The sequence below is a fragment of the Streptomyces sp. MUM 2J genome (assembly GCF_022414535.1).
Taxonomy (GTDB): Bacteria; Actinomycetota; Actinomycetes; order Streptomycetales; family Streptomycetaceae; genus Streptomyces.
Genome location: NZ_JADWYM010000024.1, coordinates 29581 through 49591, shown reverse-complemented (window position 1 = coordinate 49591; position 20011 = coordinate 29581). Strand labels below are relative to the sequence as shown.

21 protein-coding genes and 1 pseudogene are annotated in these 20011 nt (G+C 72.3%); 13 read left to right on the top strand and 9 right to left on the bottom strand.

Translation table 11 applies throughout. The features are described from left to right. Positions 1–20: 20 nt before the first annotated feature. From I3F54_RS19920 to I3F54_RS19895, 6 genes are all read left to right on the top strand, one after another. On the top strand, positions 21–1010 hold the full coding sequence (locus I3F54_RS19920) for an adenosine deaminase (RefSeq protein WP_240120180.1): 990 nt from the start codon (positions 21–23) through the stop codon (positions 1008–1010). Between the two features lie 264 nt (positions 1011–1274). Then, positions 1275–2375, top strand: a complete 1101-nt coding sequence (locus I3F54_RS19915) for a PfkB family carbohydrate kinase (RefSeq protein ID WP_240120221.1) — start codon at positions 1275–1277, stop codon at positions 2373–2375. Positions 2376–2498: 123 nt separating this feature from the next. Next, the gene (locus I3F54_RS19910; protein WP_240120179.1) at positions 2499–3566 is read left to right on the top strand and encodes a PhoH family protein; all 1068 of its coding nucleotides are present in this window, start codon (positions 2499–2501) and stop codon (positions 3564–3566) included. A gap of 14 nt (positions 3567–3580) precedes the next feature. Further along, the gene (ybeY, locus tag I3F54_RS19905) at positions 3581–4078 is read left to right on the top strand and encodes an rRNA maturation RNase YbeY (RefSeq protein ID WP_240120178.1); all 498 of its coding nucleotides are present in this window, start codon (positions 3581–3583) and stop codon (positions 4076–4078) included. Between the two features lie 7 nt (positions 4079–4085). After that, positions 4086–5393, top strand: a complete 1308-nt coding sequence (locus I3F54_RS19900; protein WP_240120177.1) for a hemolysin family protein — start codon at positions 4086–4088, stop codon at positions 5391–5393. Next, positions 5390–5749, top strand: a complete 360-nt coding sequence (locus tag I3F54_RS19895; protein WP_240120176.1) for an MmcQ/YjbR family DNA-binding protein — start codon at positions 5390–5392, stop codon at positions 5747–5749. Before I3F54_RS19900 ends, I3F54_RS19895 begins: the two co-directional genes overlap by 4 nt. Positions 5750–5837: 88 nt before the next feature. On the opposite strand, the gene I3F54_RS19890 is transcribed toward I3F54_RS19895, so the two are convergent. Beyond that, entirely contained in the window at positions 5838–6551 is a 714-nt protein-coding gene (locus I3F54_RS19890; protein ID WP_240120175.1) for a TetR/AcrR family transcriptional regulator, read from the bottom strand. A 178-nt stretch (positions 6552–6729) separates the two neighbouring features. On the opposite strand from I3F54_RS19890, the gene I3F54_RS19885 reads away from it, so the two are divergent. After that, positions 6730–7689 (top strand): NAD-dependent epimerase/dehydratase family protein, encoded by a 960-nt coding sequence (locus tag I3F54_RS19885; protein ID WP_240120174.1) that lies wholly within the window; start codon positions 6730–6732, stop codon positions 7687–7689. Positions 7690–7826: 137 nt separating this feature from the next. Then, positions 7827–8180 carry a cytidine deaminase gene (locus I3F54_RS19880; RefSeq protein WP_240120173.1) on the top strand — a complete coding sequence of 118 codons (354 nt, stop codon included), beginning with the start codon at positions 7827–7829 and terminating at the stop codon, positions 8178–8180. A 62-nt stretch (positions 8181–8242) separates the two neighbouring features. Here I3F54_RS19880 and I3F54_RS19875 read toward each other — a convergent pair whose 3' ends face one another. Continuing rightward, the gene (locus I3F54_RS19875; RefSeq protein ID WP_240120172.1) at positions 8243–8581 is read right to left on the bottom strand and encodes a P-II family nitrogen regulator; all 339 of its coding nucleotides are present in this window, start codon (positions 8579–8581) and stop codon (positions 8243–8245) included. Next, positions 8578–8871, bottom strand: a pseudogene (locus I3F54_RS19870) (ammonia channel protein); the annotation flags it as partial. The pseudogene I3F54_RS19870 and the gene I3F54_RS19875, both read right to left, overlap by 4 nt. Before the next feature lie 76 nt (positions 8872–8947). Here I3F54_RS19870 and era point away from each other — a divergent pair. Continuing rightward, positions 8948–9943: a GTPase Era gene (gene era / locus I3F54_RS19865; RefSeq protein ID WP_240120171.1), complete on the top strand. Its 996-nt coding sequence runs from the start codon at positions 8948–8950 to the stop codon at positions 9941–9943. 123 nt (positions 9944–10066) lie between these two features. On the opposite strand, the gene I3F54_RS19860 is transcribed toward era, so the two are convergent. The 3 genes from I3F54_RS19860 to I3F54_RS19850 form a co-directional block, all read right to left on the bottom strand. Further along, positions 10067–11365 carry a GH1 family beta-glucosidase gene (locus tag I3F54_RS19860; protein WP_240120170.1) on the bottom strand — a complete coding sequence of 433 codons (1299 nt, stop codon included), beginning with the start codon at positions 11363–11365 and terminating at the stop codon, positions 10067–10069. Positions 11366–11434: 69 nt separating this feature from the next. After that, positions 11435–11701, bottom strand: a complete 267-nt coding sequence (locus I3F54_RS19855) for a protealysin inhibitor emfourin (protein ID WP_240120169.1) — start codon at positions 11699–11701, stop codon at positions 11435–11437. 41 nt (positions 11702–11742) lie between these two features. Further along, positions 11743–12813: a M4 family metallopeptidase gene (locus I3F54_RS19850; protein WP_240120168.1), complete on the bottom strand. Its 1071-nt coding sequence runs from the start codon at positions 12811–12813 to the stop codon at positions 11743–11745. A gap of 318 nt (positions 12814–13131) precedes the next feature. Between I3F54_RS19850 and leuA the strand changes: the two genes are divergently transcribed. Both leuA and I3F54_RS19840 read left to right on the top strand, forming a co-directional pair. Then, a complete protein-coding gene (leuA, locus tag I3F54_RS19845; protein WP_240120167.1) occupies positions 13132–14862 on the top strand; it encodes a 2-isopropylmalate synthase in 1731 nt (576 codons plus the stop codon). 220 nt (positions 14863–15082) lie between these two features. After that, positions 15083–15778 carry a TerB family tellurite resistance protein gene (locus I3F54_RS19840; RefSeq protein ID WP_240120166.1) on the top strand — a complete coding sequence of 232 codons (696 nt, stop codon included), beginning with the start codon at positions 15083–15085 and terminating at the stop codon, positions 15776–15778. A gap of 315 nt (positions 15779–16093) precedes the next feature. Here the strand turns inward: I3F54_RS19840 and I3F54_RS19835 are convergent, their stop codons facing one another. Beyond that, positions 16094–17041, bottom strand: a complete 948-nt coding sequence (locus I3F54_RS19835; protein ID WP_240120165.1) for a hypothetical protein — start codon at positions 17039–17041, stop codon at positions 16094–16096. Continuing rightward, positions 17038–17574: a SigE family RNA polymerase sigma factor gene (locus I3F54_RS19830; protein WP_240120164.1), complete on the bottom strand. Its 537-nt coding sequence runs from the start codon at positions 17572–17574 to the stop codon at positions 17038–17040. The genes I3F54_RS19835 and I3F54_RS19830 overlap by 4 nt, the downstream gene beginning before the upstream one ends. A gap of 329 nt (positions 17575–17903) precedes the next feature. On the opposite strand from I3F54_RS19830, the gene recO reads away from it, so the two are divergent. Both recO and I3F54_RS19820 read left to right on the top strand, forming a co-directional pair. Then, positions 17904–18650: a DNA repair protein RecO gene (recO, locus tag I3F54_RS19825; protein WP_240120163.1), complete on the top strand. Its 747-nt coding sequence runs from the start codon at positions 17904–17906 to the stop codon at positions 18648–18650. Positions 18651–18673: 23 nt separating this feature from the next. Beyond that, positions 18674–19510, top strand: a complete 837-nt coding sequence (locus I3F54_RS19820; RefSeq protein WP_240120162.1) for an isoprenyl transferase — start codon at positions 18674–18676, stop codon at positions 19508–19510. A gap of 51 nt (positions 19511–19561) precedes the next feature. Here the strand turns inward: I3F54_RS19820 and I3F54_RS19815 are convergent, their stop codons facing one another. Beyond that, entirely contained in the window at positions 19562–19990 is a 429-nt protein-coding gene (locus I3F54_RS19815) for a Fur family transcriptional regulator (RefSeq protein ID WP_240120161.1), read from the bottom strand. Between the last annotated feature and the right edge of the window lie 21 nt (positions 19991–20011).

Genomic DNA, 20011 nt, shown 5'->3' with positions numbered 1-20011 from the left:
ATCGCCCGTAGCATGCTTTGATGCCCATCCCGAAAGCCGAACTGCACCTCCATGTCGAAGGCACACTGGAGCCGGAGCTGGCCTTCGAGCTGGCCGCCCGCAACGGCATGCGCCTGCGGTACGCCGACACCGGGGAACTCCGCGCGGCGTACCGGTTCGAGGACCTCCAGTCCTTCCTTGACCTGTACTACGAGCTGCTGTCCGTCCTGCGCACCGAGCAGGACTTCGCCGACCTCGCCGACGCCTACCTCGCGCGGGCCGCGGCGCAGGGGGTGCGGCACGCGGAGATCTTCTTCGACCCGCAGGCGCACACCCGGCGCGGCGTGGACATCGGCACCGTCGTCGAGGGACTGTGGCGGGCGCTGGGCGGCAGCGAGCAGAACCACGGCGTGTCCACCCGGCTCATCCTGTGCTTCCTGCGCGACGAGTCCGCCGATTCGGCCATGGAGACCCTCCTCGCGGCCCGGCCCCACCTGGACCGCATCACCGGGGTCGGGCTGGACTCGGCCGAGGCCGGGCATCCGCCGGCGACGTTCCGCGAGGTGTACGAGGCCGCCGCCGCGCTCGGGCTGCGCCGCGTGGCGCACGCCGGCGAGGAGGGCCCGCCCGCGTACATCACCGAGGCCCTGGACGTCCTCGGGGTCGAGCGCGTCGACCACGGCCTGCGCTGCCTGGAGGATCCCGCTCTGGTCGAGCGGCTGGTGCGGGAGCGGGTCCCGCTGACGCTGTGCCCGCTGTCCAACGTGCGCCTGCGCGTGGTGGACACCCTCGCCGAGCACCCCCTGCCCGCCCTGCTCGACGCGGGCCTGCTGTGCACGGTCAACTCCGACGACCCCGCCTACTTCGGCGGCTACGCGGGCGACACCTTCGACGCCGTACGGGACACCCTCCACCTCACCGAGGACCGGCTGCGCGAGCTGGCGCGCAACTCCTTCCTCGCGTCCTTCCTGGACGACGACGAGGAGCGGCGGGCCCGGTGTCTCGCCGAGGTGGAGGCGTACACGTTCTGAGGTCCTGCCGCCACGGAGCCCCGCGGGGCCCGGGGCCGCGGGCCGAGGGCGGCAGGCGGCGGCAGGGCCGTAGTCCGCCGTACGGGCGGCCTCCGCCACCCCGGTGGTGCAGACTGACTGCAACCGCACCACGCCAGGGAGCGCATCGTGACCGCGTCCGCCTCGCCCCCGGGGACCGGAAAGGACCCCGCCGCACCGGATCCCGCCCCCAGGACGGCCAGGAGCCCCGCCGCCCGTAGACCTGTCGGAAAGGGCCCCTCGCCCATCACCCGGGGACCGCACCGCCAGGCCGAGGTCGACCCCCTCGCCGCCCTGCGCACGCCCGCCGACCCGCCCTGGGACGTCTACCTGACGGGCACGGTCTTCCTCGACATCATCTTCACCGGGCTCGACTCCGCACCCGTGCGCGGGACCGAGTCCTGGGCGCGGGGCATGGGATCCAGTCCGGGCGGCGTGGCCAACATGGCGACGGCGCTCGCCCGCCTCGGCCTGCGCACGGCGCTGGCGGCGGCCTTCGGGGACGACCACTACGGCGACTACTGCCGGGATGCCCTGGAGCAGGGTGAGGGGATCGACCTGGCGCAGTCCCGCACGGTCCCCGGCTGGCACTCCCCGGTCACCGTGTCCATGGCCTACGAGGGCGAGCGCACGATGGTCTCGCACGGCCACGAACCGCCCCCCGAGGAACCGGCTCCCGACTGCCCGCCCCGCGCCCGCGCCGCCGTCGCCTCGCTGGTGCCGGGCGAGCGGGCGCCGTGGATCGCCCAGGCCGCCGCCCGGGGCACCCGCATCTTCGCCGACGTCGGCTGGGACGACACCGGGGCGTGGGACCTCGCCGGGCTCGCCGACCTCGAACACTGCGAGGCGTTCCTGCCCAACGCCGAGGAGGCGATGCGGTACACCGGGGCCGACAGCCCCCGGGCCGCCGCCCACGCCCTCACCGAGCACGTGCCGCTCGCGGTCGTCACCCTCGGCGCGGACGGCGCCTACGCGGTGGACCGGCGCACCGGCTGCACGGCCGAGGTCCCGGCGATCGCGGTCGAGGCGCTGGACCCGACGGGGGCGGGAGACGTCTTCGTCGCCGGATTCGTCACCGGTACCCTCGCGGGCTGGCCGCTGGCGGACCGGCTCGCGTTCGCCGGCCTGACCGCGGCCCTGTCGGTCCAGGAGTTCGGCGGTTCGCTGTCGGCGCCCGGCTGGTCGGAGATCGCCGCGTGGTGGCGCAAGGTGCGGTCGCTGGACCGCCAGGACCCCGCCGCCCTGCGCCGGTACGCCTTCCTGTCGGCGCTGGTGCCGCTGGAGCGGGCCCGGCCCTGGCCGCTGCGCAGGGCGGTGCCGACGATCGGCTTCCGGAGCTCGGTCTGAGCCCGCTCCTCACCGAAAAGCCCTACGGCGTTGTGGGTCCTCCGTCGTACCCTGGATAGCGCGAGGCCGCTCTCAGCTACGCGGCCGTGACGAGGAGGAAGCGCAGGCCTACAGCGCCGGCCCATGACTCAGACACCCACAGCTCACACCCCCGCGCAGGGACCGGCACGAGCCCAGATCACCGTTCCCGCCCAGCACCCCATGGTCACCGTGCTGGGTTCCGGCGACTCGCTCCTGCGCGTGATCGAGAAGGCCTTCCCGGGGGCCGACATCCATGTCCGGGGCAATGAGATCAGCGCGGTCGGCGATCCCGCGGAAGTCGCCCTCATCCAGCGCGTGTTCGACGAGATGATGCTGGTGCTCCGCACCGGGCAGCCGATGACGGAGGACGCAGTGGAACGCTCGATCGCCATGCTCAAGGCGAGCGAGAACGGGGAGGGCCCCACGGAGACACCGGCCGAGGTGCTCACGCAGAACATCCTGTCCTCGCGCGGCCGTACGATCCGCCCCAAGACCCTCAACCAGAAGCGCTACGTCGACGCGATCGACAAGCACACGGTGGTCTTCGGCATCGGCCCGGCCGGCACCGGCAAGACCTACCTGGCGATGGCCAAGGCGGTGCAGGCGCTGCAGTCCAAGCAGGTCAACCGCATCATCCTGACCCGCCCCGCGGTCGAGGCGGGTGAGCGGCTCGGCTTCCTGCCCGGGACGCTCTACGAGAAGATCGACCCGTACCTGCGCCCGCTGTACGACGCCCTGCACGACATGATCGACCCGGACTCCATCCCGCGGCTGATGGCGGCGGGGACCATCGAGGTCGCGCCGCTGGCGTACATGCGGGGCCGCTCGCTCAACGACGCCTTCATCATCCTCGACGAGGCCCAGAACACCAGCCCCGAGCAGATGAAGATGTTCCTCACCCGCCTCGGGTTCGACTCGAAGATCGTCGTCACCGGTGACGTGACGCAGGTCGACCTGCCGGGCGGCACCAGGTCCGGTCTGCGGCAGGTGCAGGAGATCCTGGAGGGCGTCGAGGACGTCCACTTCTCCCGGCTCTCGTCCCACGATGTCGTACGGCACAAGCTGGTCGGCCGTATCGTCGACGCGTACGAGAAGTACGACAGCACGCACGGCACCGAGAACGGCACGCACCAGGGCGGCCGGAGGAAGTCCGGGCACAAGGGGAAGTAGACAAGCACAGCACCATGTCGATCGACGTCAACAACGAGTCCGGTACCGAGGTCGACGAGCAGGCGATCCTCGACATCGCCCGCTACGCGCTCGCGCGCATGCGTATCCACCCCCTCTCCGAGCTGTCGGTGATCGTCGTGGACACCGGTGCCATGGAGCAGCTGCACCTGCAGTGGATGGACCTGCCCGGCCCGACCGATGTCATGTCCTTCCCGATGGACGAGCTCCGGCCGCCGTCCAAGGACGACGACGAGCCCCCGCAGGGCCTGCTCGGCGACATCGTGCTGTGCCCGGAGGTCGCCACCAAGCAGGGCGCCGACGCTCCCACGCAGCACACCATGGACGAGGAGCTGCAACTGCTCACCGTCCACGGTGTGCTGCACCTGCTGGGCTACGACCACGAGGAGCCGGACGAGAGGGCCGAGATGTTCGGCCTCCAGGCCGCCATCGTGGACGGCTGGCGCGCCGAGCGGGGCCTGACCGGCCCGTCGCCGGCACCGACCCTCTCGTAGGCCGGCCATGAGCCCGCAGATCGTTCTCGGCGCGATCGCACTGGTCGTGGTCGCCTGGCTCGCCGCCTGCGCGGAGGCGGGCCTGGCCCGCGTCTCCAGCTTCCGCGCCGAGGAGGCGGTGCGCTCCGGCCGTCGCGGCAGCGCCAAGCTCGCCCAGGTCGCCGCCGACCCCACCCGCTACCTCAACGTGGCGTTGCTGGTCCGGGTCGCCTGCGAGATGGCCGCCGCCGCGCTGGTCACCTACGCCTGCCTGCAGGAGTTCGACGGCACCACCGAGGCGCTGCTCGTCGCCATCGGCGTCATGGTGCTGGTGTCGTACGTCGCCGTCGGCGTCTCCCCGCGTACCATCGGCCGCCAGCACCCGCTGAACACCGCGACGGCGGCGGCGTACGTGCTGCTGCCGCTGGCCCGTGTGATGGGTCCCATCCCGTCGCTGCTGATCCTCATCGGCAACGCGCTCACCCCCGGCAAGGGCTTCCGCCGCGGCCCCTTCGCCTCCGAGGCGGAACTGCGCGCCCTGGTCGACCTCGCCGAGAAGGAGTCGCTGATCGAGGCCGAGGAGCGCCGCATGGTGCACTCGGTGTTCGAGCTGGGCGACACCCTGGTGCGCGAGGTGATGGTCCCGCGCACCGACCTCGTCGTCATCGAGCGGTACAAGACGATCCGGCAGGCCCTCAGCCTCGCCCTGCGCTCCGGTTTCTCCCGCGTACCGGTCACCGGCGAGAGCGAGGACGACATCGTCGGGATCGTGTACCTGAAGGACCTGGCCCGCAAGACGCACATCAGCCGGGACGCGGAGTCCGAGCTGGTGTCCACCGCCATGCGTCCGGCGTTCTTCGTGCCCGACACCAAGAACGCGGGCGACCTGCTGCGGGAGATGCAGAAGGAGCGCAACCACGTCGCCGTCGTCATCGACGAGTACGGCGGCACCGCGGGCATCGTCACCATCGAGGACATCCTGGAGGAGATCGTCGGCGAGATCACCGACGAGTACGACCGGGAGCTGCCGCCGGTGGAGAGCCTCGGCGAGAACCGCTACCGGGTCACCGCCCGCCTCGACATCGGCGACCTCGGCGAGCTGTACGGCCTGGAAGCCTATGACGACGAGGACGTGGAGACCGTGGGCGGACTCCTCGCCAAGGAGCTGGGCCGGGTGCCGATCGCCGGGGCGTCCTCGGTGGTCGAGCTGCCCGACGGGCGGGAGTTGCGGCTGACCGCGGAGGCCGCCGCCGGCCGCCGGAACAAGATCGTGACGGTGCTGGCCGAGCCGGTCGGCCCGGCCTGGGCTCCCCGCGAGGAGGTGATCGCCGAGTGACCCCCACGGAGCTGCGCGCCCTGTGCCTGTCCTTCGACGCCGCGGTGGAGGACTTCCCGTTCAACCCGAAGACCTCGGTCTTCAAGGTGCAGGGCAGGATGTTCGCCCTGGCGGACCTGGCCGCGCGGCCCCTGAAGGCCAACCTCAAGTGCGACCCCGAGGACGCGATCCGGTTGCGCTCGGTGCACCCGGACCTGATCGTCCCCGGCTGGCACATGAACAAGCGGCACTGGAACACCGTGACCGTCGACGGCGCGCTGCCGGACCTCCTGGTCCGCGAGCTCGTCGAGGACTCCTACGACCTCGTCGTGGCCGGCCTGCCCCGTGCCGACCGCCTCCGCCTGGACCGCCCCTGACCCGGCGGGCGCCGCACCGGCCGTGACCGCGCGCCGACGTCGCGGGCGGCGGGTTCGGTCACAGCACAGGAGGACGGTGCGGAGGCCGTCACGGCCGGTCGAGGCCGAAGCTGTCCGCGAGTGAGTCCATCTGGACCGTGAGCAGGGTGCCTCCGTCGTGGCCCATGCCCCGGAACTGCCCGGAGACCTCCAGGCCCACGGCACCGTGCAACTGGGTCCAGGCGAGCACGGCTCCGGCCAGGGCCGTGCCCTCGCCGCCCGCGCCCACTCCGCTGCGGGCCCACGCGCCGACCGCGGCGTCCTCGGCCGCCCACTGCGCCATCTGCCGCACCAGCGGCCGCATCGCCGCCGCCGGTTCGGCCCCCTCGAAGCAGGCCAGGAACGGCCCGAGCACCGCCCGCGCACCGTCCAGGGTGTCCGGGGGAGCCGTGTAGCCCGGCACCGGTGTGCCTTCGATCAGCAGGTAGCGGTGCGGCTCCGCCACCGCCCAGGTGCGCACCGCTACCGCCAGGGTCTGCAGGCGTGCCCGGCGCGTCCCGTCCGCGGGGTACGCGCGGGCCGCGGCGTCGACCGCGGCACCGAGATCGGCGTACGCGTCCCGGATCAGGTCGCTCAGCAGGGCGTCCCGGCTGTCGAAGTAGCGGTACAGGGCGGGGCCGGATAGGCCGACCTCCTTGGCGATCCGGGTCAGTGCCACGGCCGCCGTCCCTCCCTCGGCGAGCTGTGCCAGCGCGATCTGCTTGATCTCCGCGCGTGTCTGTTCCCGGTAGCGGGCTCTCGGGCCGGATGCGCCGGCGGCCATGGGCGTCTCCCCTCTCCTGTGCGCGACACATCCTAAGTGGACGATGAACCACCCACTGTTGCTACACATCATCCTGATAATTATAGTCTCTAACTGAAGCGATTGACCATCACCGTCCGGTCGCCGCAGCGGGGCACGCCGTGGCGAGCGAGCGGGAATCTGCCCAGGGAGTCCAGCCATGTCCTCTGCCGCCGCACACCCCCGCGCCCTGCACGCCGTCCTCGGATCCGGCCCGGCGGGAACCGCGCTCGCCCGCGAACTCGTGCGCCGTGGCCACGCCGTACGCCTCGTCGACCGCACCGCCGGAGGGACGGACATCGAGGGAGTCGAGCGCCGTGCCGCCGACGTCAGCACCGCGGACGGGGCGCGGCGGGCCGTAGCGGGGGCCGATGTCGTCCACCACTGCGTCAACGTCGGCTACCACCTCCAGGTCGAGGTGATGCCCCGCATCCAGGAGGCCGTCCTCGGCGCCGTCGTGGACGCGGGCGCCCGCCTGGTCGTGCTCGACACCCTCTACCCCTACGGCGAGACCGGGGGAGCGGTGATGACCGAGGAGAGCCCCTGGAAGGCCACCAGCGCCAAGGGCCGGATGCGGGCCGAACTCGACGAGCGGTACCTGACCGCCCACCGCGAGGGGCTCGCCCGGGTCGTCCTCGGCCGCTCCGCCGACTTCGTCGGCCCCGGCGTGCTCAACTCCAGCCTCGGAGCGGCGGTCGTCCCCGGCGCGCTGACCGGCGGGCAGGTGCTGGGCCTGGGCGACATCGACCTGCGGCACAGCTACACCTACATCGGCGACGTCGCGGCCGGCCTCGCCACCCTGGGCGAGCGTGAGGAGGGCGACGGCCGCGTGTGGCACCTGCCGACCGTCCCGGCGGTCAGCACCCGCGAGGTCTTCGGCATGATCGAGGAGCGCGTGGCCCGGCCGCTGGAGATCGTCGTCCTCGAAGAGCCCCGCCCCTTCGGCCCGTTCGACGAGCGCTTCATGGCCGAGTACGCCGAGATGTTCTACCAGCACATCGAGCCGCAGATCGTGGACTCCTCCGCCTTCGAGCGCGCCTTCGGCATCACCCCCACCCCCCTGGGGACGGCGCTGGACGCCACGCTGGCCTGGTACCGCACATGGCTCACCGAACGCTGACGGCCCGTCCCCACCGGCGCCCCGGAGGAGCGGGGCCGACGCTCGGCCCCCGGGCCCCTGCCGTGGCCGGGACGTGGCCCGTGGCGCCGCCGACGGCGGCTGCACCGCGCTCCGTCCGGCCTCCGTATGCTCGGATCATGACCGACAGCAACGCGCTCGACCCCGAGGACCGCAAGATCGTCACCCTGGCCCGTTCGGCCCGTGCCCGCAACGGTGTGCCCGAGGGGGCGGCCGTGCGCGACGACACCGGCCGCACCTACGTCGCCGGCACCGTCGCCCTGGACTCGCTCCGGCTCAGCGCGCTCCGCACGGCGGTCGCCATGGCGGTGGCGTCCGGGGCGCAGTCGCTGGAGGCGGCGGCCGTGGTCACGGAGGCGGAGTCGGTGCCCGCGGACGACCTGGCGGCCGTGGCGGACCTGGGCGGGACCGCCACGCCGGTGCTGGTGGCCGGGCCGGACGGACAGGTACGGCAGACCCGCACGGCCGGCTGACCGACGGCCGGCCGATCCGCCGTCCCGCACCGCGCGGACGGCGGACCCGAAAGGCGCGGCTCCTACAGGGCGTCGGGGCCGCGCTCGCCCGTCCGGACCCGGACGACCGTCTCGACCGGCAGCGCCCACACCTTCCCGTCGCCGATCTTGCCGGTCTGCGCGGCCTTCACGATCGCGTCGATGACGTCGTCGGCCCGTGCGTCCTCCACCACGACCTCGATGCGCACCTTGGGCACCAGGTCCACCCGGTACTCGGCACCGCGGTACACCTCGGTGTGGCCGCGCTGACGGCCGTAGCCGCTGGCCTCCGTGACGGTCAGGCCGTTCACGCCGAGGTCCTGGAGTGCCGTCTTCACCCCGTCGAGACGGTGCGGCTTCACGATCGCGGTGATGAGCTTCATGCCTGGGCGTCGACCTTTCCGTTTCCGGGCCGCGTGGGGACCTTCTGCGCGGTGGCGAGGGCGGAGGAGCTGACCGGGACGCCGTGATCGTATGCCGTCTCGGCGTGCACCGTAAGGTCCGGGCCGGTCTGCTCCGCCTCCTCGCTCGCGCGGAAGCCGCACACCCTGTCGACGAGCCTGCCGGGGCCGTAGGTGACGGAGAAGGCGTAGACCCCCACCACGGCCACCGCCACCAGCTGCTTGCCCGGCTGGGCGAGCCCGCCGCCGTGGAGGAGGCCCGCGGCGTCGCCGCGTACGGGTTACCGGAACCTCACAGCGGGGGCCGGCGGGGTCCGTGGTGCGGCGCGGGCTCGGGGATCAGGGAGAATGGGCGGCATGAGCGTTCGTACCCAGTCATCCGAGCAGCCCGCCGAGGGCCGGGGCTCCTCCCGCGCCGTCGACGCTGCGGGGGAGCACCGCGCCGGCTTCGCCTGCTTCGTCGGTCGCCCCAACGCGGGCAAGTCCACCCTCACGAATGCTCTGGTCGGGCAGAAGGTGGCGATCACCTCCAACCGGCCGCAGACGACCCGGCACACGGTGCGGGGCATCGTGCACCGGCCGGACGCCCAGCTGATCCTGGTGGACACCCCGGGGCTGCACAAGCCGCGGACGCTGCTGGGCGAGCGTCTCAACGACGTCGTGCGCACCACGTGGGCCGAGGTGGACGTGATCGGCTTCTGCCTGCCCGCCGACCAGAAGATCGGGCCCGGCGACCGGTTCATCGCCAAGGAGCTCGCCGGGATCAGGAAGACCCCGAAGGTGGCCGTCGTCACCAAGACGGACCTGGTGGACTCCAAGGCGCTCGCCGAGCAGCTCATCGCGATCGACCAGCTGGGCAAGGAACTGGGCATCGACTGGGCGGAGATCGTCCCGGTGTCGGCGGTCGGGGACAAGCAGGTGGAGCTGCTGGCCGACCTGCTGGTCCCGCTGCTGCCCGAGGGGCCGACGCTCTACCCCGAGGGCGATCTGACCGACGAGCCCGAGCAGGTCATGGTGGCCGAGCTGATCCGGGAGGCGGCGCTGGAGGGGGTGCGGGACGAGCTGCCGCACTCCATCGCGGTCGTCGTCGAGGAGATGCTGCCGCGGGAGGACCGCCCGGCGGACAAGCCCCTCCTGGACATCCACGCCAACGTCTACATCGAACGCTCCAGCCAGAAGGGCATCATCATCGGCCCCAAGGGCAAGCGCCTGAAGGAGGTCGGGATCAAGTCCCGCCGCCACATCGAGGCGCTGCTGGGCACCCCCGTCTTCCTGGACCTCCATGTGAAGGTGGCCAAGGACTGGCAGCGGGACCCGAAGCAGCTGCGGAAGCTGGGCTTCTGACCCTCGGGGCGCGCCCGCAGCCGTCCGGCACGCGGGCGCCCCGCCCGGGGCCGCGTCCCCCGCCCGGGGCGGACGGCTGCGGCCGGGCGGGCCCTCAGGCCGTACCCTGCCTGCCGCACCTCTTCACGCCTGGGCCCGCAGCACCTCCCGCAGCCAGGTGTACGACGCCTTGGGGGTGCGCTCCTGGGTGCCGTGGTCGACGTGCACGAGTCCGAAACGCCGCGCGTACCCCTCCGCCCACTCGAAGTTGTCCATCAGCGACCAGACGAAGTAGCCGCGCACGTCGACACCGGCCGCCATCGCCCGGTGCAGGGCGCGCAGGTGTCCGTCGAGGTAGGCGATGCGGTCCTGGTCGTCGATGCCCTCGCCGCTGCAGCCGTTCTCGGTGATCACCACGGGCGGCAGGCGGTCGCCGTAGCGCTCAGCGAGGCCGGTGAGCAGTTCGGTGAGTGCCTCCGGCACCACCGGCCAGCCGAAGTCGGTGACCGGGACGCCCTCGATCTCCCGGACCGTGAAGGGGAGTTCGGCCGGCATCCGGACCCCGCCGAAGTCCGTCTCGGTGCCCTGCGGGGCACCCACCCGCGTCGGTGCGTAGTAGTTGACGCCGTACCAGTCGATCGGCTCGGCGATGACCTCCAGGTCCGCCTGTACGTCGCCGGGCATGAGTTCGCCGATGCCCTCCGGGTACGCGCCGAGGATCAGCGGCTCGGCGAACAGGCGGTTGAGCAGGACGTCGTAGAAGGCCGCCGCCTCGACGTCCGCCGCCTCGCCGGACGCCGGCCAGGTCGGCCCGTGCGAGTTGGCGATCCCGATCTCCGCGGCCCCGGCGGCGCGCAGCGCCCGTACCGCCAGGCCGTGGGCCAGCAGCTGGTGGTGGGCGACCGGCAGTGCGTCGAACAGCAGACGCTTGCCGGGCGCGTGCACGCCGAGGGCGTGGCCCAGCAGGGTGTGCTCGGCGGGCTCGTTGAGGGTGATCCACTGCGGCACGCGGTCGCCGAGCCGGGCGGCCACCGCCGTCACGTGGTCGGCGAACCGGGACGCGGTGTCCCGCTCCAGCCAGTCCAGTTCGGCGGGCAGCTCCCAGTGGAAGAGCGTCGGCGTCGGGCGGACGCCCGCCGCGCACAGCTCGTCGACCAGGCGGTCGTAGAAGTCCAGGCCGCCCGGGGAGGCGGCCCGAGCCCAGGAGACGGAGAAACGGTAGGCGTTCACGCCCAGGTCGGCGAGCAGCGCGACGTCCTCGCGGTAGCGGTGGAAGTGGTCGCAGGCGACGGCGGCCGTCGAGCCGTCCTTCACCCGGCCCGGTACGGCCGTGAAGACGTCCCACACGGACGGGGCGCGCCGGTCCGCGGCCCCTTCGATCTGGTGGGCCGAGGTCGACACACCCCACAGGAAGCCGGGCGGGAACTGAGGCATCGGATCCATGCGCGGATCATCCGTACCGACGGTAACCCGCGTCAACGCCCGTGCGTGAAAACCCCGTCGGCTGCCGGCCTACGCCCCTTCCCGGAGCACCCGCGAGATCAGCGTGCGCTGTTCCTCCGTCAGGCCCGGGTCGGCGGTGTACACCGTCCGCCCGTCCACCGTGATCTCGTAGCCGAAGCCGTCCGGTACCCCGGCCGGCGGCGTGCCCCGGCCGGCGGCGAGGGCCTTCTCCGCCAGGGCCTGCCACTCGGGGGCGTCGGGGCGGCCGGAGGTGTCCACCTCGGCGCACCGCTCGATGCCCGCGAACCCGCCCGTGCGCTTCACCTGAATCCGCATGGGTCCCTGTCTAGTACCGAACGGCGTCCGGCGCACCCCGCCTACAGGGCGGGCACCCCGACCTGCTCCCAGGCCTTGCGCACCGCCTCGTGCTCCGCACCGCCGTCGCCGTAGGCCTCGCGCGCGGCCTTGAGGGTGAGCGTGGCGAAGTCGGCGAACATCGCCTGCGGGGGCAGTTCGCCGCCGGTGAGGACGTCGTACCAGATCTTCCCCGCCCGCTCCCAGGCGTGGCCGCCGAGCCGCGAGGCGACGAGGTAGAAGGCGTGGTTGGGGATGCCGGAGTTGATGTGGACGCCGCCGTTGTCGCGACCGGTGTGCACGTAGCCGTCCATCGTCGCGGGCTGCGGGTCCTTGCCGAGGACGTCGTCGTCGTACGCCGTGCCCGGCTCCTTCATCGAGCGCAGCGCCCTGCCGGTGACGCGCGGGGCGAGCAGGCCGGCGCCGATGAGCCAGTCGGCCTCGGCGGCGGTCTGGCCCAGCGAGTACTGCTTGATCAGTGAGCCGAAGACGTCGGACATCGACTCGTTCAGGGCGCCGGGCTGGCCGTAGTAGGTGAGGTTGGCGGTGTACTGGGTGACGCCGTGGGTCAGCTCGTGGCCGATGACGTCGATCGGCAGGGTGAAGTCGAGGAAGATCTCGCCGTCGCCGTCGCCGAAGACCATCTGCTCGCCGTTCCAGAAGGCGTTGTCGTACCCCTCGTCGTAGTGGACCGTGGCGTCCAGGGGCAGGCCGTCGCCGTCGATGGAGTGGCGGCCGTAGGCCGTGAGGAAGAGGTCGAACGTGGCGCCGAGGCCGGCGTAGGCCCGGTTGACCGTGGCGTCCTGGCCGGGTTCGTCGCCCTCGCCGCGGACCCTGGTACCGGGCAGCCCGGTGCGGTGCTCCGCGTCGTAGACCGTGCGCAGCGGACGGTCGGACGGTGCCTTCGCCGCCGGTGCGGCGGCGAGGGTGAACTCGGCGGTGACGCGGCGCCGGCCGCGCAGCTCGCTGTCGCGCATCAGGGTCCGCCGGGCGGGACCGGAGAGTGCGGTGTCGTCGTGCCGGGCCAGTCTGTCGAGGACGTGCGGCGGGACGACGGTGCAGAAGACGGGCTCGAAGCCCCCGTGAGTCGTCATGCCCGGCACCTTTGCACTGCGTGATGACACTGTCACTACCTGGCACCATGATTGGTGAAATACCGGGACAGCGGGCGCCACGCTCCGTGATGATGTGGTATTGCGCACCTTTTGTCCGGTATGGGTGTCCGGTCCCGCATACTGATACAGCCCCCCGCATCCGGGACGGCTCGGCTAGCATGCGGAGCATCATGCGTTACGGGCTGCTTCTTCTTAGCTGCCGCGGCGAGGGCCTGTAGACGAGGCCGACTCCCTCCCCGCGGAGCTTGGCGTTGCGTCGTCGGCCGTCCACTCGGACACCTGAGGAGCCTTCGCACCATGGCGAACCGCCAGCAGCCCAGCCCGATGCCGGTCCACAAGTACGGCCGCTACGAGCAGGTCGACATCCCCGAGCGCACCTGGCCGAACCGGCGGGTCACCGCAGCCCCCCGCTGGCTGTCGACCGACCTGCGCGACGGCAACCAGGCCCTGATCGACCCGATGTCCCCCGAGCGCAAGCGCCGGATGTTCGACCAGCTGGTCAAGATGGGGTACAAGGAGATCGAGGTCGGCTTCCCCGCCTCCGGCCAGACCGACTTCGACTTCGTGCGCTCCATCATCGAGGAGGAGGGCGCGATCCCGGAGGACGTGACGATCTCCGTCCTCACCCAGGCACGCGAGGACCTGATCGAGCGGACCGTGGAGTCCCTGAAGGGCGCCCGCCGCGCCACCGTCCACCTGTACAACGCCACCGCACCGGTCTTCCGCCGGGTGGTCTTCCGTGGCTCCAAGGACGACATCAAGCAGATCGCCGTCGACGGCACCCGCCTGGTGATGGAGTACGCCGAGAAGCTGCTGGGCCCGGGGGCCGATGGCACGACGTTCGGCTACCAGTACTCGCCGGAGATCTTCACCGACACCGAGCTGGACTTCGCGCTGGAGGTCTGCGAGGCGGTCATGGACGTCTACGAGCCCGGTCCGGGCCGCGAGATCATCCTCAACCTGCCCGCCACCGTGGAGCGTTCGACGCCGTCCACGCACGCGGACCGCTTCGAGTGGATGCACCGCAACCTCTCCCGCCGCGAGTACGTCTGCCTGTCCGTCCACCCGCACAACGACCGCGGCACGGCCGTCGCCGCCGCGGAACTGGCGCTGATGGCCGGCGCCGACCGCATCGAGGGCTGCCTGTTCGGGCAGGGTGAGCGCACCGGCAACGTCGACCTGGTCACCCTGGGCATGAACCTGTTCTCGCAGGGCGTCGACCCGCAGATCGACTTCTCCGACATCGACGAGATCCGCCGTACGTGGGAGTACTGCAACCAGATGGAGGTCCACCCGCGCCACCCGTACGTGGGCGACCTGGTCTACACGTCCTTCTCCGGCTCCCACCAGGACGCCATCAAGAAGGGTTTCGACGCCATGGAGGCCGAGGCGGAGGCCAAGGGCGTCACCGTGGACGACATCGAGTGGGCCGTGCCGTACCTGCCCATCGACCCCAAGGACGTCGGCCGCTCCTACGAGGCCGTCATCCGCGTCAACTCCCAGTCCGGCAAGGGCGGCATCTCCTACGTCCTGAAGAACGACCACAAGCTGGACCTGCCGCGCCGGATGCAGATCGAGTTCTCCCGGATCATCCAGGCGAAGACGGACGCCGAGGGCGGCGAGATCACGCCGAAGGAGATCTGGGCGGTCTTCCAGGACGAGTACCTGCCCAACCCGGACAACCCGTGGGGCCGCATCCAGGTGAGGACGGGTCAGTCCACCACCGACACCGACGGCGTGGACACCCTCACCGTCGAGGCCACCGTCGACGGTGAGGACACCGTCCTGACCGGCACCGGCAACGGTCCGATCTCGGCCTTCTTCGACGCGCTGGAGTCCGTCGGCGTCGACGTACGCCTGCTGGACTACCAGGAGCACACGATGAGCGAGGGCGCCTCCGCGCTCGCCGCCTCCTACATCGAGTGCGTCGTCGACGACAAGGTGCTGTGGGGCATCGGCATCGACGCCAACACCACGCGTGCCTCGCTGAAGGCGGTCGTCTCCGCCGTCAACCGCGCGGCCCGCTGACCGCGCCGCCCCGGAGTTCCGGTGCCCCGGCTGCCGGTCGCGGCGGCCGGGGCACCCCCGTGCGGGTGCCCCGCGGCGCCGGGCGGAGCGCCGTTTCTCGGCCACCCGGCACCGCAGGTCACGAACAGGTCTCGTCCGGGGTGCTGACTCGCCCTCGCAGATGTGGCTAACATCACGCAAGCGCGGCGATGTTGCCGCCACGTTTCGCGGGAGGTGCGACGTGCTGCCAGGACGGGGACGAAACGGCCGTGCCGCCAGGTTTTCGCGCATCCTGGGCACCCGTACCGCGTGGACGCCCCTGGGCGACGGCGAGTTCTTCTGCCCCGGCTGCGGAGGTGACCGCAACTACCAGCGGCTCACCGGACGCCGGCGCCTGACCTTCCTGGGCGTACCCGTGCTCCCGCGCGGCGAGACCGGGCCGGTCGTCGAGTGCGCCTCCTGCCACCGCCACTTCAGGCCCGACGCCCTCGACCACCCCACCACCACCCGCTTCTCCGCCATGCTCCGCGACGCCGTCCACACCGTCGCCCTCGCCGTGCTCGCCGCGGGCGGTACGTGCTCGCCCGCGGCCCTGGAGGTCGCCGCGAGCGCGGTCCGCGCCGCCGGCTTCGGCGACTGCACCCGTCAGCAGCTGGCCGCGCTCGTCGAGGCGCTGGCCGCGGACACCGGCCGGGTCCTCGGCTCCTCCTGCGGCGCCGGACTGGCCATAGAGCTCCACGAGGCCCTCGACCCGCTCGCCCCGCACCTCGCCCCCGTCGGCCGCGAATCGATCCTGCTCCAGGGGGCCCGCATCGCCCTCGCCGACGGCCCCTACACCCCCGCCGAACGCGAGGTCCTCGCCACCGTCGGCACCGCCCTCACCATCCGCGCCGACGACGTCCCCCGCCTGCTGGAAGCCGCGCGGACCCCGTCGTAGCCGTCCGTCGGCCGCCCGCCGCGGTGGCGGCGCACCCGCCCGTCGGCGTGAGACGTGCCGAGCCCCGGCGGTGCCCGCCGGCGTCCTTGCGCGCCCCTGCCGCCCGAACAGCACGGAGACCGCCAGGGCCGGGGCCCGGGCCCGCTCACCGCCGGGGCCCACGCCATCCGCATCACGGCGGACTCCGGGCCGGGAGCCCGACCAGCCGGTGCTCCTGGCCCACGAGTCGGGGCCGGTGCCCCGGGCGGCGCCCAGAGTGCCGCGCAGGTCCCCTTCGCGCGAACGCCTACGCGTGCGGGCGGTCCCGGAGGACGGTCAGGGCAGGGTCTTCTCGTAGCTCTCGTCCTGGTCGGAGTCGTAGACGAGCTTGCCCGCCGTGTCGTAGCCCTTGACGTGCGGGGCCCGGGTGACCTGCCGGCCGAGCGTGCCGGCCGCCACGAACCAGCCGTGGTCGAGTGCGGCGTCGCTGCTGCCGTCGCCGTAGTCCACCGTCACCTTGGCCACCGACGGCTCCACCGTGCCGATGAGCCCCCAGCGGAACGGCAGCTTCCAGTGACCCTTGTCCAGGACGGACTGCTGGTAGAGCTTGCCGCTGTTGATGTCGGCGTGGACCGGCTGGGCGGTGTCGCCGGCCGTGCCGCCGACACTGGTGTTCAGGCCCTGCGCCGCACCGTCGCGGATGGTGCAGATCAGCCGGGTCTGCCGGGGCTGCTCCTTCACGGCGACGACGAAGAAGCCGTCGCCCGGTGCGTTGGAGTCGCCGGTGCTGTGCATCGCCAGGATGATCCGGTAGTCGGACGCCTTGCCGAGGCCGTCGTCCGCGGGGGCGGCGCTGCCCATGGGCAGCGCCTTCTCCCTCTTCTCGTCGTAGTCCAGGCACTGCTGCAACCCGTGCGCGGCCTGCGCGAAGCCGATCCCGTCCAGCAACTGCCCGTCGGTGGCGGGCCGCGCCGGCCCGGCCGGTGCCGCGGGCGTGGCCGGGGGCGCGGAGGTCGCCGTGCGCTGCGCGGCGCCGGCCGTCGGCCGGGGTGCGGCGGTGTCCGAGCCGCCCCGTTCCGCACCGCCCAGCGCATACGCCCCCACCGGCAGCGCACCGAGGGCGACCAGCGCCGCGCCCGCGATCGCCACGCGCCGCCTCCGCTCGGAGACGCCCCGCCGCCGGATCGCCGGATACGGCACCGGCGAGGGCTGGATCGTGTACGCGTCCTCGGCGAGCAGGTCGCGCATCCGCTCCTCCACGTCCCACTCCTGCTCCCCGCTCACCTGGTACCTCCCCGTCCGCTCGCCACGGCCCCGCCCGTCAACTGGACGAGCCCCGGATACGTACGCAACTTCGCCAGCCCCTTCGAGGCCTGGCTCTTCACCGTCCCCGGCGAGCAGCCGAGCACGCCGGCGACCTCCGCCTCGGACAGGTCCTCCCAGTACCGCATCACCACCACGGCCCGCTGCCGCGGCGGCAGCCCGGCCAGTGCCGTCATCAGCGCACTGCGCTCGGCGGCCCACGAGGTCGCCTCGTCGTTCCCCGCCCTGTCCGGCGGAGCCGCGGTCAGCGACTCCTGGACCCGCCGCTTGCGGAAGCGGTCGCTGTTGCAGCTGACGAGCATCCGGCGCACGTACGCCTCGGGGTTGTCGGCGCGCGCCACCCGCCGCCACGACCGGTACGCCTTCGCCAGCGCCGTCTGCGTCAGATCCTCGGCGTGGTGGGCGTCGCCCGTGAGCAGATAGGCGGTCCGCACCAGGTGCGACCAGCGCGCCTGGACGAATTCCTGGAATCGAGTCTCCAGTTCGGCCTGCATCAAGAACCCTCCTCGCCCCCCAGACCACCGGTCGCGCCGATTCGGTTGCCCGGATCGCGGGACCGGTTCCGGCCGCAGGACGAGCCGGCGCGCCCCGGCGGCCGTGTCCGCGAGTCGGTACGGGTTCCCGGCCACGGTGGCCCGGCGGCGGTGCCGGGGCCCGTTCCATGGACTGCGGTGCTCTTCGGGAGCGGGTGTCCGGGCATCCGCCGCACGGCGCAGGTCGGTGCCCCGCCGTGAGAGAGGAAGCGTTCAGGGGCACAGCTCGCATACCGCATCCTTTCGTCCGGACGGGCAGGGGAGGCGGTGCGGTACGGGAGAATGGGGTCATGAGCCTGTTCCGCGACGACGGCATCGTGCTGCGCACCCAGAAGCTGGGTGAGGCGGACCGGATCATCACGCTGCTCACACGCGGGCACGGGCGGGTGCGGGCCGTGGCCCGGGGAGTGCGGCGCACCAAGTCCAAGTTCGGGGCGCGGCTGGAGCCGTTCTCCCACGTGGACGTGCAGTTCTTCGCGCGCGGCAGCGAGCTGGTCGGACGCGGGCTCCCGCTGTGCACGCAGAGCGAGACCATCGCTCCCTACGGTGGCGGGATCGTGGCGGACTACGCGCGGTACACCGCCGGCACGGCCATGCTGGAGACCGCGGAGCGGTTCACCGACCACGAGGGGGAACCCGCGGTCCAGCAGTACCTGCTGCTCGTGGGCGGTCTGCGCACCCTCTCCCGTGGGGAGCACGCGCCGCACCTCGTGCTCGACGCGTTCCTGCTGCGGTCGCTCGCGGTCAACGGGTACGCCCCCAGCTTCAGCGGCTGCGCGAAGTGCGGTATGCCCGGACCCAACCGGTTCTTCTCGGTGGCCTCGGGAGGCTCCCTGTGCGTGGACTGCCGGGTGCCCGGTAGCGTCGTACCGTCGCCGCAGACGCTCGAACTGCTCGGCGCGCTGCTCACGGGGGACTGGGAGACCGCGGACGCGTGCGAGCCGCGGTACGTCAGGGAGGGGAGCGGACTGGTGTCCGCGTACCTGCACTGGCACCTGGAGCGCGGGCTGCGGTCGCTTCGGTACGTGGAGAAGTAAGGCACGAGGGAGACGAGAACGACATGGTCGTACGCCAGTTCCTGGGACGGCAGCGCCGGGAGTACAGGACGCCGGAGCCGCACCCGTCCGGCGCGCGGGCGCCCAAGCTCCCCGGTGAGCTGGTCCCCAGCCACGTGGCGATCGTCATGGACGGCAACGGCCGCTGGGCCAAGGAGCGCGGTCTTCCGCGCACCGAGGGGCACAAGGTCGGCGCCGAGCGCGTGCTGGACGTGCTGCAGGGCGCGATCGAGATCGGTGTCGGGGCGATCTCGCTGTACGCCTTCTCCACCGAGAACTGGAAGCGGTCGCCGGACGAGGTGCGCTTCCTGATGAACTTCAACCGCGACTTCATCCGCAAGACCCGCGACCAGCTCGACGAGCTCGGCATCCGGGTGCGCTGGGTGGGCCGGATGCCCCGGCTGTGGAAGTCGGTCGCCAAGGAACTGCAGATCGCGCAGGAGCAGACCAAGGACAATGACCGGCTCACCCTGTACTTCTGCATGAACTACGGAGGGCGCGCGGAGATCGCCGACGCGGCGCAGGCGCTCGCGGAGGACGTGAAGGCAGGGCGCCTCGACCCCTCCAAGGTGAACGAGAAGACGTTCGCGAAGTACCTCTACTACCCGGACATGCCGGACGTCGACCTGTTCCTGCGGCCGAGCGGCGAGCAGCGCACGTCCAACTACCTGCTGTGGCAGAGCGCCTACGCCGAGATGGTGTTCCAGGACGTGCTGTGGCCCGACTTCGACCGCCGTGACCTGTGGCGGGCGTGTGTGGAGTTCGCCTCGCGCGACCGGCGGTTCGGCGGGGCGATCCCCAACGAGGAGCTGCTGGCGATGGAGGGCGGGCCCACCGGCTGAGCCGCCCGCCCGGCGGCCCGTCCCACCGGGCGTCCGCCGGTACCCGGCGGTTCAGCCCCGGCGGGCGTCCGTGCAGTTCGCGCAGTCCGCGCAGGTGCCGAAGATCTCCACGGTGTGGGCCACGTTGACGTACCCGTGCTCCGCCGCGATGGCCTCCGCCCACTTCTCCACCGCCGGGCCCTCGACCTCGACGGCCTTGCCGCAGCTGCGGCAGACCAGGTGGTGGTGGTGCTCGCCGGTGGAGCAGCGGCGGTACACGGACTCGCCCTCGGAGGTGCGCAGGACGTCGACCTCACCGGCCTCGGCGAGGGACTGCAGCGTGCGGTAGACCGTCGTCAGACCGACCGAGTCGCCCTTGTGCTTGAGCATGTCGTGGAGTTCCTGCGCGCTGCGGAACTCGTCGACCTCGTCGAGGGCTGCCGCCACGGCGGCACGCTGCCGAGTGGCGCGGCCCTTCACGGGCGGTCCAGCGGTCGTCACCGGTTGCCTCCTCACATGTCT

Excerpts from the sequence above, each read along its gene's own strand:
- I3F54_RS19920 (WP_240120180.1), top strand. The coding sequence starts at position 21 with ATGCCCATCCCGAAAGCCGAACTGCACCTCCATGTCGAAGGCACACTG.
- I3F54_RS19910 (WP_240120179.1), top strand. The coding sequence starts at position 2,499 with ATGACTCAGACACCCACAGCTCACACCCCCGCGCAGGGACCGGCACGA.
- ybeY (WP_240120178.1), top strand. The coding sequence starts at position 3,581 with ATGTCGATCGACGTCAACAACGAGTCCGGTACCGAGGTCGACGAGCAG.
- I3F54_RS19900 (WP_240120177.1), top strand. The coding sequence starts at position 4,086 with ATGAGCCCGCAGATCGTTCTCGGCGCGATCGCACTGGTCGTGGTCGCC.
- I3F54_RS19890 (WP_240120175.1), bottom strand. The coding sequence starts at position 6,551 with ATGGCCGCCGGCGCATCCGGCCCGAGAGCCCGCTACCGGGAACAGACA.
- I3F54_RS19885 (WP_240120174.1), top strand. The coding sequence starts at position 6,730 with ATGTCCTCTGCCGCCGCACACCCCCGCGCCCTGCACGCCGTCCTCGGA.
- I3F54_RS19880 (WP_240120173.1), top strand. The coding sequence starts at position 7,827 with ATGACCGACAGCAACGCGCTCGACCCCGAGGACCGCAAGATCGTCACC.
- I3F54_RS19875 (WP_240120172.1), bottom strand. The coding sequence starts at position 8,581 with ATGAAGCTCATCACCGCGATCGTGAAGCCGCACCGTCTCGACGGGGTG.
- era (WP_240120171.1), top strand. The coding sequence starts at position 8,948 with ATGGGCGGCATGAGCGTTCGTACCCAGTCATCCGAGCAGCCCGCCGAG.
- I3F54_RS19860 (WP_240120170.1), bottom strand. The coding sequence starts at position 11,365 with ATGGATCCGATGCCTCAGTTCCCGCCCGGCTTCCTGTGGGGTGTGTCG.
- I3F54_RS19855 (WP_240120169.1), bottom strand. The coding sequence starts at position 11,701 with ATGCGGATTCAGGTGAAGCGCACGGGCGGGTTCGCGGGCATCGAGCGG.
- I3F54_RS19850 (WP_240120168.1), bottom strand. The coding sequence starts at position 12,813 with ATGACGACTCACGGGGGCTTCGAGCCCGTCTTCTGCACCGTCGTCCCG.
- leuA (WP_240120167.1), top strand. The coding sequence starts at position 13,132 with ATGGCGAACCGCCAGCAGCCCAGCCCGATGCCGGTCCACAAGTACGGC.
- I3F54_RS19830 (WP_240120164.1), bottom strand. The coding sequence starts at position 17,574 with ATGCAGGCCGAACTGGAGACTCGATTCCAGGAATTCGTCCAGGCGCGC.
- recO (WP_240120163.1), top strand. The coding sequence starts at position 17,904 with ATGAGCCTGTTCCGCGACGACGGCATCGTGCTGCGCACCCAGAAGCTG.
- I3F54_RS19820 (WP_240120162.1), top strand. The coding sequence starts at position 18,674 with ATGGTCGTACGCCAGTTCCTGGGACGGCAGCGCCGGGAGTACAGGACG.